This window comes from Pseudoalteromonas sp. S327, from assembly GCF_005886415.1.
Taxonomy (GTDB): Bacteria; Pseudomonadota; Gammaproteobacteria; order Enterobacterales; family Alteromonadaceae; genus Pseudoalteromonas; species Pseudoalteromonas atlantica.
This window is the reverse complement of record NZ_PNDP01000001.1, coordinates 184,240-196,934: the sequence shown is the minus strand read 5'-3', so window position 1 is coordinate 196,934 and position 12,695 is coordinate 184,240. Positions and strand designations below refer to the sequence as shown.

Here is a 12,695-nt window from a genome sequence, read left to right as displayed (position 1 = left end):
TTAATCACCTAGGCTTTAAAACTGTTTTAATATAGCCTCGTTATAGTCATCGGCATTTAAAGTCAGGTTATACTTGGCCGCCACACTATCAAGCTCGGCTTGTTTTATAGCTAACTCATCCATAGTAATGGTGTTATCGTCAAGCTGCCATAAAAGCCGTGAGCCCGCATAACTATAATGAATCGCTAATAATGCATCGGCATTACCCTCGCGCCCTGCCGCTTTTAGCTTTGGCATTTTGCGGGTTATTTTATTAAGCGCTTGTTTTAGCTCCCACACGTACACTACTTCGGTCATAAAACTATGGGTACGGTATTTATTTAACAGCCAGCCAATGGCCAAACTTGTTATAACAACACCGGTTAAATTCCAATGAAAGTGACTCCCACTTTCATCAGGAAACAACGCAATTAACGTTTGCGATATAGCCAAGCTGCCAACAGCTAAACCCGCCGCACACCCTACAATTACCCTATTTAAATGTTTGCGGTAACGTGCTTTATCTATTTGTATGAGTTGCATAACAGCCTAAAAAATTAATAAGTAAAAATATAGCGAACGCTATTGTAACTAAACCCCGCAATTTTTATAAAATAATTTAACCCCTTTTTTATTTGCCCCCCGTTATAGCTTTTAAACAACCCAATAAGTTTACTCGGAGCGGCTTATGCACACACTTGAAGTACCCAATAATTCAGCATTTATTAAAACATCAACCGCCGTTATTGGCGGCGCAGTAATGACCTTTGCCGCCTTTGCATTTATGCAATACCTAATTAGTGGCGAGCAGCGCGCACCTATAAAACTCGGCGACGATATTATTGTAGAGATTTTTCAGGCGCCAGAGGATTCACAAGTAAGGCATATACAAAAAATACAGCCACCACCGCCTGTACCAAAAACGCCGCCTAAAGCACCACCAATCGATACCTCAAACGACCCTGTAATAGCGATTAACGAATTAACACCAATCACTATTGATGATTTTGGAGATGATATAAATAGCACGATTAACCGCCCAACAGGCGATGCAACACCCATAGTGCGCATAAATCCAAAATACCCAACATCTGCCGCGCGCAATGGCATAGAAGGCTGGGTACAACTGAGCTTTAGTATTTCGCCCACCGGCGAAGTAATAAACCCAGTGGTAATAAACGCCGAGCCCAAACGCACCTTTGACCGCGAAGCAATAAGAGCCATAAAACGCTGGAAATATCGCCCCAAAGTAATAGAAGGTGTGGCACAATTACAAACAGATCAAACCGTACAGCTCGATTTTAAATTAGATAACTCTATTTAACGGACTAAACGCCTATGCTACTCAGTATTAAGTCATGGTTATTTGAAACGCCAAGCAAGGATTGCATGGCAAGTTACGCAAAAAGTGGCGACAACCGCCACTTAGAGCAGCTTATTGCCTTATACAGTAACGATTTATATCACTACCTAGTGACGCAATCTAATACGCATTTAGCATACGACGTAAGCCAACAAACCTGGCTAAAAGTAATCGAAAAACGCCACCTTTACCAAGCGCAAACCACGCCAAAAGCGTGGTTATTTAAACTCGCGCGCAACACATTAGTAGACGAATACCGCAAACAGCAGCGCTTTGTAGAGCTTGACGAAAACACCCACCTACCCGCGCAGCAAAATGAGCAAGGTAATAACAATAGTATTAGCAATATAAATTACCAAGCGTTCGATAGCGCACTCAAGCAACTGAGCTTTGTACAACGCGAAGCCATTACCTTACAACAAGAAGGCTTTAGCCTTGCCGACATAGAGCTTATAACGCAAAGCAACCATGAGAGCGTAAAAACAAGGCTGCGCTATGCCAAGCAAAACCTTAAACGTTTATTAGGAGCAAACAATGAACAAGCCTGATGAGCAGTTTGATCAAAAGCTCACTCAACACTACAAAGAGCGAAAAGCACGCACTACACTCAGCGCTTCCCAACAAAAAGCGTTACTTAATAATGCCAGCCATAAAAAGCCCTCAAGGCTTAGTTTTACGCTACAGTTAACCAGCCTTGCCTGCGCACTGGGCGTATTCGCCTTTATTGTGTTTGATAGTAACGAGGGCATTAACCACGCACCTAAAACGGTGCTTAACAGCTCATTTAAAACTATAGACATTCACGACTACTCAATTATTAAAACCCACGAAATAAACCCATCGGGCAGTTACACAAGCGCCATTACCGAGCAAAAACACGCACTCGATACACAACACGCTAATAGCTTGCGCTTACACCAACAACGCCACATAGAATACGGCACGCTCGTAAAGGTTGATAACGACTGGTACATAGCCAGCTGTAATGACGAGGTACTGGTACAAATTAAGCAGTCACTGCTCAGTGATTTAAAGGGTAAGCATGCGGTAGAAAGAGGTCTAAATACGGGCGATATGCTCGCTATGGCGCATAACGGTAAAGGGCAGATTGTAGCGCTTAAACATGCGGGTGCTGGGGTTAGGCAGTGTGGGGCTTAGGTGGTTTGGAGCTTAGATGGTGGTAATTAATTATTATAGATACAATATTTTATAAAATCCGTGCGTATTAGTAAATATCATAAATCGCATAATTAATTTAGAATAAGTTAAAGGTATTTGTAATTTATAAGGAAATAATAGTGTCAGATATTTGTATTCAAAATAATTGTAACATCCCAGCAATGTTCAATGGGGAATGTGCCCTTCATTGCAATAAAAGTGATTATCAAACAGATAAAATGAATGGAAAACTTAAAGAGTTTTATGATGATCTTGAATACCACATACGAAAAAACGTATTAAAAAATTCATCTGAAGAGCCGAAAAAAGAAATTGCTTCTGGTAAATATGCACAAGAGAACCTACCCACTAAAAAGCAAAAAATAATTCATCTTCGGCAGATAAAATTTCCAGAAAGGGATCCAAGAGACGAATTTGATTTCTTTAAGCTTCTAAAGCAATTTAAAGGGATCCACTTTGATGATTCCACTATATACTTTGGCAGTATAAATTTGCCTAATGTTCAGCTCTTTTTCCAAGATTGCATATTTCTGAATGATTGGTCTATACACTCTTTTCTAATGATAGAAGATGTTACTGAGCGAACAATTTTTCAAAATTGTGTCTTTCAAGGAGCTGTCACAAGTGCGTCTCCTGAAAGCGCAATTGATAAACTAGAAATAGAGAGTTATTTATTTAATGATTGCACTTTTAAGTGTCAGGTAATTTTTCATAGAGGAACCTACCTGAAAAGCATCTTTTTTAATTCCGAAGGATTTATCCAAAAAATATGTAACTTACACATAGAGAACTGTGAATTCAAAGAACGCTTATTACTTAACAAAAGTGAAATAGAAGTTTTAAAAATCCAAAATATGGAATTTGAAGGCAAAGTTGAACTTAAAGAGTGTGATATCAAATGTACACTGATATCTAATGTTAACTTCAAGTCATTATTCGATGCTTACAAAACCAAATTTAACCAGTTCAAAATGAATCGAAGTATTTTTGATGATTTTTCAGGCTTTGAAAAATGTGAGTTTGGTTGTGTTGGTAGTACAAGCCTAGAAAAAATCGAATTTGAATATGTTACGTTTCTTAATTTTACAAACTTTAGAAAAGCTAAGTTTTATAGTGGGTTAGATTTTGAGCATACAAATTTGAAGGAATCACCTAACTTTTTAAATGCAGAAATAAATTACAAAAATACAAACAGAGAAACCTTCAGGATCATAAAACATTCATTCGACAAAATAGGGAATCAAATTGAAGCAAATAAATACTTCGCTTTAGAAATGAAAAAATACAAAGAAGAGCTAAAAGCTAAAAATGGCTTTTCAGCCGAGAAAGCGGTCTTATGGCTTAATGAAAGCATATCTAATTTTGGTTCTAGTATATTTACTCCCCTAAGTTTGATGCTGGTAACAGCAATTATTTATTATTTTTTAATTTTAGGTTATGAAAATAATTACGTGTATAAAATATATGAACCTTTAAATGAATACATAATTAGTATTTCAAAAAACTTAAATGCCTTGGCCAAAGGAATACCACCATATGGTAGGTTTTTAAAAGAAGGGATGGAGTTCGTAACTTTGATTTACCATATTTTCTTTTTAACTTTTACTTGGCACTTTATAGTGGCAGTAAAACGATGTACAAAAAGATAGGTATATAACCTAAGGAAAAGTTTCTGTGTACTCTTTTAAAAAAGTGAGCTACTTAGCTGGCTTTTAAATATTTAAACAATCCAAATTGAATAAATAGTTATTCTCGTTACCAAACAGAACTGACTACAAGCGATAGTAGTCAGCCAAAACCTTGAATAAGGTTCCATGCTATATTTAGGTTTTGGTCTTATACACAGCGCCAGCAAGCTGTACGCCTACAACATACACTACATATAATTAGCTTTGGGTTTGCTCATTGCATCGGTGATACGTTGGGTTTCGTGTCACTCAACCCAACCTACGTCGCTAATATCTTGTAAATCATCGGTAATGGCTACTGCTTTAAAAGTCGTTGTTCTGGATTGTGTAAGTACTTTAAGCCGATGGTCACTATACGTGTATGTACCATTGTTATAACGCGTAGTTGAACATTACCAATAACCACAATTGAGCCTTTACTGATTTCTCCTGAGAGCTTTTGGTTGATCACCTCTTCCAAGCTTATGCCCTCTGGGGCGTCTATTTTCATGTGATATGAGTAAAATATATCGCCTACTAGCGTAACCCCTTTCACTTTAAGTTCGTTGCGCGCTAAGTGACTGTCTTGGTGGTTTGTTTTATCGGTTGCTGTAAAAACTAAATCAACAAAAGGTCTGTTAGCGGGTTTTAAAACAACAAATAAATGATCGTTTGGTTTTAATTTAGTAGAGCCGCGTGGCGGTATAATTGAAGGCCCTCGTGTGATCATGGCTACAACTACACTTTCTGGCAGAGCAGCATGTGACAAACTGCGCCCAGAAACCCGAGAAACCTCACTTAACGTGTACTCTACAATTTCTATATCAATATCATTTAGGGCGGTAATTTCGAGCGTTGCAGCTGCTAAATCGGGTGGCGGCTCTATTAAACTTAACTTTTTAGCCATCCAAGGCATAGTTGAGCCTTGCAACGTGGCCGAGATTAACACCACGAAAAAAACCACATTAAAAATAAGCTCAGCCCCTGAAAGGCCAAACAACAGTGGGAATATAGCTAAAATAATCGGCACTGAGCCTCTTAGCCCCACCCAAGATACAAATAATGTTTCGCGATTATTAAAGCCAAATAATTTTAAAATTGGCGCTACCGCTAGTGGGCGAGCAACAAAAATAAGTGCCAGTGCAATTAACAACCCTTCTAGCCATACATCAACCAACGACGAGGGGTTAATTAAAAGCCCTAACACAACAAACATGGTTATTTGCCCTAGCCACGCTAAACCGTCATGAAACAGAAAAATACCGCGTTTATATACAAATTTACTGTTACCTAAAATAACGCCGGTTATAAATACAGCTAAAAAGCCACTGCCGCCAAGCGTTGCAGAAAGGCCAAAAGAAAGCAGCCCAAATGCGGTTACCATCACTAAATACAAACCCGATGCATTTAGTTTAATTCGATTAATAAACCAAACCGACACTTTACCTATTAAAAACCCACAAACGGCGCCAACACCCATTTGCTGGGCAAATAGCTGCAGTAAACCCAGCCCTATTGGCATGTCGTTCACTAGCATTTCGAGCAAACCAACCGTTAAAAAAATAGCCATTGGGTCGTTCGAGGCACTTTCTATTTCAAGGGTTGATTTAAGCTTTTTATTTAGGTGAATACCGGCGCTACGTAAAAGTGCAAATACGGCAGCGGCATCTGTAGAGCCCACAATAGCGCCCAGTAAAACGCCTTGTAATACGGGTAAGTCTAAAATATAAGTGGCGACAAGGCCGGTAATTACAGCCGTTAAAAGCACCCCGACCGTTGCTAAAGCCGAAGCAGGTTTCCACACTTGTTTAATAGAGCTGGTTGGCGTTTGTAGCCCACCATCAAATAGAATAATAGCCAGTGCTAACGTGCCTAGAGCATGAGCCGCCTCTGCGTTATCAAATGATATACCTGCAATACCGTCTTCACCTGCAAGCATGCCCACCAGTAAAAATAGCACCAGCACGGGTAGGCCAACGCGCGCAGATAGCTTGCTCGAGATAACCCCTAGTAAAATTAAAATGGCACTAACAAGAATGATATTATCTATTACAAACATAGTGTGGGTTTACAGCCTTGTATAAGTTAAAAAGTAAGAATTTATAGCTATTAAAAAACTTAAAGCTCATGCCATACAATAACCTAAAAAATATAAATACGGGTACTTAACTGCATATTTAAAACAAAAAAACCTGCGATTAAGCAGGCTTTCGTATATTTAGTAGAGTCCTCTCATAAAATATTTAAAACTGTCTTTTCAGCCTTAACTCTATGAGAATCCGTTTTCAATATCCCTAAAAGTCCATTGTCCATTTGGATCAGCTATATCGATTAACTCACACGCTTTTTTATTCCAAGCCGCTAAACACGTAATGTAGTTAGTTAATTGATGATAGGCTCTATCCGGCGCATCAGGACGTATTCTTGACATAGTGAAACCTGAATAAGTAGCGCCACTACCTACCCAACTAACAATAGAGGATACGGCTCCACCTCCAGGAACAACAAAACCAACTGTAGTTGTGACCAGTCCTAATATAGTAGCTGTTCTTTCTACTGCGTTACCTGTTTTCATAATATCACTGCTTATTACAGGGTGTAATAAAGCTAACAAATTAACTGCTTGTGGTTGATTAGAAGCAACGGCAACATCATTGGATGTTTTGGAAGTATTAGTTGGTGCGGCTCTCCCACCACGCATTGCAGGTAGTAGGCTATTAAAAGATTTTTGGCTATTATTACTTGTGGAAAAAGTTACTGACTGTGTACTCAAGCCTCCGGCTTTAACTCTTTTTTCATCTCGTGGCGTTACAGTTGATTTATAAGTGCGCTGTAACCTCCTATAAACAGCTGCACTGCATTGAGTCATTTGTATAGCTAATGCTGCTTGCTCTTTGAAGTCTCGACCGATTGCTCGCTCTGATAACTGAGTTAGCTGATTTTTCTTTTTAAGAGCTTGCTGACCAATCATAATATCCATAAAAATGTCCTTATTTATTATTTAATTGGTGAAATCATATCATTTAAAGTTACGTAGAGAAATCCTGACTAGTTACTATTACAATGATTTAAGGTACATAAAAAGCTGCTTCAGAGTATTCGATTTATGCTTCTTTAACAGAGGAATATCTTAAGTATGAACCATGACTATATGTAAAACATAAGCCCTTTACTAAATTTACTTAGTGAATTATTTGAGGCTTAATATTACTAAAATCACTGTGGATTGTAATCTCTACATTATCAGGTTTTATAGCAACATCGCTTAAACCCGTATTAGTGAAATACTCTTCGAAGCCCTGCTGATATTCAGGAAGAACCTGCTTATATGCAGTAATAAATAAACTCAGCTTTTTAGCTATAGTTGGATACTTAGCTGCAAGGTCTCGTAGCTTTTCAGGTTCAGAAAAAGCAAATTCGGCGAAAATATTAAAGTCGTTCTCAATATTAGTTTTACCGTAGGTAGATAAAAATCCATTTTCATAATCAGGCCCTATACTTCTATCTTGCGTTAAAGCCTCATAATTCGAGGAAGCAGGACTCCAACTTTCAGGCAACAGACCTTGCCATGCAAGATTAACAAAAGGGGAGCGTAAATAAATTAAAGAACTAAGCTCGTGATGAACTCCCCGTAACGAATTTTCATAATTGAAGTTAGTACCGTTCTTATCTGAGATATTTGATAATATTATAGAGTTTCTTGAATATGTTCCCCCCGCTTCAGCCCCCTCCATGAGCATAGGTCCTGAAATATAAATAGCATTAATAAATTTGGAAACAAAGCCTTCAGGGTAAACCTCCAGCGCGGTTTCAATGCCATCAAGTGACTCTGAAGAATCCTCCAAAGAAGTGCTTTGCATTTCAAGTGTAGGCGGCTTGCCTTCAATTCCTAAAAATTGTTCAGGGAAAAATAAACGAGTATCGCCAGCTCGGATATCTAATTGGTATGTTTTACCTAAGCGCTTAGCTTGTTCTGATGCACTTTCTAAGTAAGTACATCCACTGAGAAAAAATAAAAAAACAATTGAAAATATTCTCACTAAATAAACCTCTTTTAATGGGCGTGTCTAAGTGTTGCGACTGGGACTATAGAAGTGCTAAACCTAACAACTGCGGGTAATACAGCGGGAATAACTACTGCTCTAGCAGAACCCCATAATACAACTCCCCTCGCTGTCATCCCTGCAGCTGCAGCAAAACTAGCGGGATCATCAGCGACTCCTGCACCTAATGTGACGTAATCTTCTACTAAAGTACCAATAACAATTAATGTAGCTCCAGCAAATAGTCCTATAGCTAAGGGCTTATCCCATACACTACTGTCAGGGTTATGTTCTCTAGCACTTTTACCATCTGAGCCCGTAAATGTTACTTCTAAAACAAACGACACTTTTTCAGCTATATAGTTAAATTGATTAATTTTTCCTTTTAATTGAGGGAGCTGCACTTCATATTTTAATTTTGGTATTGGTGAATTTGATGTGACTTCAATTCCCAGTGATGTAGTTGGGCTGTTTGGAGTAGTACTCTTAGAGACAATATTAGTTCCAAGCGTTAACTTTTTAGTTTTTTCGTCGAAAGCTAATTTTGTTTCACTAATTAATGCTCCAAAAGCTTTATTAGCTTGAGATGTTACCGTCGCCTCTAATTTTTTATCGTTAACTACGTAATTAACAGGATATTTATCTACACTAGATAAAACAATATTACCTGTCATTTTAATTTCCACTATAGCATTAGGGAGTACAATTGGAGGTTGTCTTATATCATCTAACTTATAGCTTAATGAAATTGGCGAAGTGATTTTAGGGAGTTGTTTTTGTGAAGACTCATTAACTGTATTAAATGCTCTGGCATTTTGCTTAATTTTAATTTGAGAAATATCTAAAGAAGGTATGAGTATTTTTTGCCCTGGATAAATTAGGTCGGGATTAGTTATAGGCTTATTAGTAATAGCCACAACTTCTTTTCGGTTATTAAACTTCCATAACCTAGGCCATTCCATTGGAGACCCTAAGTGTTTAGAAGATATATCCCATAATGTATCACCTTTTTTTACAATGTATTCCTTTACCATTTTTATTCCTAATATATTTAAATTCCATTATGGGCATAAATATACGAGGACAAACCCACCATGTCAATTTAGCTTAACTCTATTGGATGATATTCATCTATAATTTCAGTTTAATTAAGCATTGTATAATATTAAAAAGCCTGCAATTAAGCAGGCTTTTGAGTGTTTGGAATTGTCGTATTCTAAAATGCGTTTATAACACTATTATGCTTGTTACTAAGTACGCTATAAACGTCAGTGCGCCGCCAAATAACGCGTACGGTAGCTGCGTTTTAACGTGGGTGAGTAAGTCACACCCCGAGGCGAGTGCCGATACAGCGCTGGTGTCGGATATAGGGGAGCAGTGATCGCCAAATATACCGCCGCCTAAAATAGCGCCCACCACCAGTGAAGGTGGCAAACCGAGCGCTTGAATAAGCGGTACGCCAATAGGAATAAGTATGGCAAATGTGCCCCACGATGTACCCGTAGTAAACGACATAACCGCGCCGGTTAAAAACAGCACTGGTACAATTAAGTAAATAGGTAAGTAATCGCCCACTAGTGATGCGACAAATACGCCCGTGCCTAGCTCTTTTAAGCTTGCGCCCAGTGTAAGTGAAAGCAATACAATGCTCACCAGCGGTAATAACTCGCCCATGCCTTTAAAGCCGGTGTCGACTAATTGATGGTGAGTAAATTGGCGCGAGCTAATCATTAAAACATATGCAACCACAATGGCTAATACCGTTGCGTATAAAACCGATTTAGAGCCGCTGCCTTCTGCAAGTACGCCGTTGCCGGTGTAAAACATAAAGCCTACCATGCTCACAATTAGGGTAAGTAATGGCACGAGCATGTAACGCGCTTTAGAGCCTTTTATTTCTTCTTTTAGATCGGTTTTTTGCAGCTCTAGCTTTTGCTCGGCTTCTTTCATTGGGCCGTGTACTTTATCAAACGCGATAGTGTAAAACACAATGACTAGCGTGATAATCGCGTAAAAGTTATACCCTACGCTGCCCCATAAAATAGAAACTGCCGATTCGCTTAGCTCGTAATTGCCAAGTAAACCCAGTACAAATGCGCCCCAACCGTTAAGTAATATTAAAATACACACCGGTGCACTGGTACTATCAATAATATAAGCAAGACGGGCTCGGCTCATTTTAAACTTGTCGAACAAGCCACGCGATACAATACCTGAGGTTAATACGCTGAGGTTTGACTCTATAAATACCGCGATGCCGGTAAACATGGTTAAAAAGCCAACTTGGCGCTTACTTTTTGCAATGCCTTTATTCATAAGCATATTAACGGTGGCTGCTACGCCGCCAGATTCGCGTATGTAGGCAAGCAAGGCACCAATCATAATACTAAATATTAAAATGCGAGTGTTACCCGGCGAGCTGGCTACCGATATTATGCGCTCAATGGTATTTAAAAATGTAGCAAATAAGGTATTACCCTCGCCTTGTATAGCGAGTAAAAATTCTGACGAAGCCACGGCCACCAAAAGTGCCATTATTACTTCTTTTCGCCAAAATACGATAGCGATAGCAATGAGCGGCGGTAATATAGAATACCAAGACATAAATTAACCTTTATTAATAGCGAAGTGCGTTCGCTTTATTCACGTTGAAACGCTTATTTTACAGGCCGTTTTAAAAATGTGGCCTGAATTTGTAAACCGCTTAGCTTAATGGATTGGCTTAGTTAAGTCACCTGCAAATAAATCACTTAAGGCACTGCACTTAGGCCGTTTTAGCCTAAACGATAATTTATTGATTTAGTAGTGCTTCGTAAATAAGCGATACCACCGAGCCATATTGCGCGGTCTCGTATTGTTTGCCCAAAAACTGGTAATGTTTTTGGCTTCCTTTTATTTTTGTGTGCCGCGCATTGGTCAATAAAATAATGGCTAAGTCGTAGGTTGGGTCAATAACCGTTACTGTGCCCGTCCAGCCGGTGTGCCCATACGCTTGTGCACTTGCATAAGGGCCAAAATGCCAACGCCTAGCTTGGTTGTTACCTGCAAGCCTAAAGCCTAGGCCATAGGTTTCGTTGTTTAATTGTGGCGTTACAAACTGCGTTAAAGTTGATGCGCTAAATAATTGGGTATTGCCAAAGCCACCTTGGTTTAATAGTACTTGGCAAAGCACAGCTAAATCGGGTGCATTACTAAATAAACCGGCATGCCCTGCTACGCCATTAAACGAATAAAATGCTCGCTCGTCGTGCACTTCGCCCTGCAAAACATTGGTACGAATATTATCAAAGGTAATACGGCCATCACGGGTATTGCCGCTAAGCTCGGTTGCTGCAAATTCAGCGCGTTTAAAGCCCTTTTTAAGTGGGTTAAATACCGTATTGGTCAATTTAAGTGGGGCGTAAATGTGTTGCTCTAGGTAGTCATCAAGTGGTTGCCCGGTTATGCGTTCAACCAGTACGCCTAAAATCATGTAATCAATATCGGAGTAAACGGCTTGTGCGGGGTATTTATTGCTCAGCGGCACTTGCGTAAGTAACAGCTGCTTTGTTGTTTGGCTATTTTGCGAAAAATACGCATCGCCATTTTTAGCACCTTTACGATGAAAATCAAACACAGGCGGGTAACCCGCAGTATGCGTAAGTAAATTTTTAACTGTGCGCAGCTCGCGGCCATCACCTTTGTATTCGGGTAAGTAACTTTGTACGGGCTTGTTTATATTTAAAAGTCCTTCGCTTACAAGTTTCATAAGGGCAAAATTAGTGGCAAATATTTTGGTGTTAGAGGCTAAATCAAACAGAGTGTGTGTTTGCATTGGCTCTGGGCGTAGTAGCATTAAATCACTTTGTTGGTACTGTTTGGCATCGCCATAGGCACTAAGCTTTATGAGTTCGCCACTTTTAATAACAGCCAATACCGCACCAGGAAAACCAGCTTGTATGTCTTTTTCAATAAGGGCATCGACCTGGCTAAAGTCTATATTACTTTGCGCAGCGGTATTTAAGGTTGGAAACTCAAAGCGCAAGGTAAGGCTTGCGCCTTTAGGTTTAATATTTTCAACCTTAAACGTATTTACCCCGTTGTGAGTGCGCCTTGCTAGCGAATACTCATATAAAGTATTAGCGGCTAATTGGTTGGTAATATTAAGCTTTTGGTTATTTATAAAAATATCGGCGCTTATCGCGTTATTATTTTGAATTAATAACTGCCCTCGCCCTTTATACGCTTTAAATGTGCCACGGTTATTTACGTACTCACGGCTACTTGGGTTAGCCTCAGGAAAAGTGACAATAACTTGGGCGTTTGGAAGCGTTACTAATTTGCTTTGCTTAAGCTCACTGGCTGTAAACTCATTTGGCTTATTTGCCGAACTGCACGCTACAAGAGTAACACTAACAAGCGCCAGTAAAGCCGTTTTAAAACAGCTTCTTAATTTTTTGTTTATTACTAAAGCCATTTGCTCCC

The 12,695-nt window shown here is 39.2% G+C and carries 11 protein-coding genes; 4 read left to right on the top strand and 7 right to left on the bottom strand.

Annotation, left to right across the window (positions count from 1 at the left end):
• Positions 1-15: 15 nt before the first annotated feature.
• A complete protein-coding gene (locus CWB60_RS00955) occupies positions 16-522 on the bottom strand; it encodes a DUF3087 domain-containing protein (RefSeq protein ID WP_054983855.1) in 507 nt (168 codons plus the stop codon).
• A 145-nt stretch (positions 523-667) separates the two neighbouring features.
• Between CWB60_RS00955 and CWB60_RS00950 the strand changes: the two genes are divergently transcribed.
• The 4 genes from CWB60_RS00950 to CWB60_RS00935 all read left to right on the top strand — a co-directional run bounded on the left by CWB60_RS00950 (position 668) and on the right by CWB60_RS00935 (position 4,170).
• Positions 668-1,303: an energy transducer TonB gene (locus CWB60_RS00950; RefSeq protein ID WP_024031594.1), complete on the top strand. Its 636-nt coding sequence runs from the start codon at positions 668-670 to the stop codon at positions 1,301-1,303.
• 14 nt (positions 1,304-1,317) lie between these two features.
• The gene (locus tag CWB60_RS00945; RefSeq protein ID WP_085065520.1) at positions 1,318-1,890 is read left to right on the top strand and encodes a sigma-70 family RNA polymerase sigma factor; all 573 of its coding nucleotides are present in this window, start codon (positions 1,318-1,320) and stop codon (positions 1,888-1,890) included.
• Positions 1,877-2,500 (top strand): hypothetical protein, encoded by a 624-nt coding sequence (locus CWB60_RS00940; RefSeq protein ID WP_138576917.1) that lies wholly within the window; start codon positions 1,877-1,879, stop codon positions 2,498-2,500. The genes CWB60_RS00945 and CWB60_RS00940 overlap by 14 nt, the downstream gene beginning before the upstream one ends.
• 140 nt (positions 2,501-2,640) lie before the next feature.
• Entirely contained in the window at positions 2,641-4,170 is a 1,530-nt protein-coding gene (locus tag CWB60_RS00935) for a hypothetical protein (protein WP_138576919.1), read from the top strand.
• A gap of 334 nt (positions 4,171-4,504) precedes the next feature.
• Here CWB60_RS00935 and CWB60_RS00930 read toward each other — a convergent pair whose 3' ends face one another.
• The 6 genes from CWB60_RS00930 to pbp4b form a co-directional block, all read right to left on the bottom strand.
• A complete protein-coding gene (locus CWB60_RS00930; protein WP_004587502.1) occupies positions 4,505-6,247 on the bottom strand; it encodes a potassium/proton antiporter in 1,743 nt (580 codons plus the stop codon).
• 210 nt (positions 6,248-6,457) lie between these two features.
• A complete protein-coding gene (locus CWB60_RS00925) occupies positions 6,458-7,168 on the bottom strand; it encodes a hypothetical protein (protein ID WP_138576921.1) in 711 nt (236 codons plus the stop codon).
• Between the two features lie 202 nt (positions 7,169-7,370).
• Entirely contained in the window at positions 7,371-8,228 is an 858-nt protein-coding gene (locus CWB60_RS00920; protein WP_138576923.1) for a hypothetical protein, read from the bottom strand.
• A 14-nt stretch (positions 8,229-8,242) separates the two neighbouring features.
• Positions 8,243-9,265: a LysM peptidoglycan-binding domain-containing protein gene (locus CWB60_RS00915; RefSeq protein ID WP_138576925.1), complete on the bottom strand. Its 1,023-nt coding sequence runs from the start codon at positions 9,263-9,265 to the stop codon at positions 8,243-8,245.
• A gap of 193 nt (positions 9,266-9,458) precedes the next feature.
• Positions 9,459-10,835, bottom strand: a complete 1,377-nt coding sequence (locus CWB60_RS00910; RefSeq protein ID WP_138576927.1) for a Na+/H+ antiporter NhaC family protein — start codon at positions 10,833-10,835, stop codon at positions 9,459-9,461.
• Between the two features lie 187 nt (positions 10,836-11,022).
• On the bottom strand, positions 11,023-12,687 hold the full coding sequence (gene pbp4b / locus CWB60_RS00905; RefSeq protein ID WP_138576929.1) for a penicillin binding protein PBP4B: 1,665 nt from the start codon (positions 12,685-12,687) through the stop codon (positions 11,023-11,025).
• Positions 12,688-12,695 lie beyond the last annotated feature (8 nt).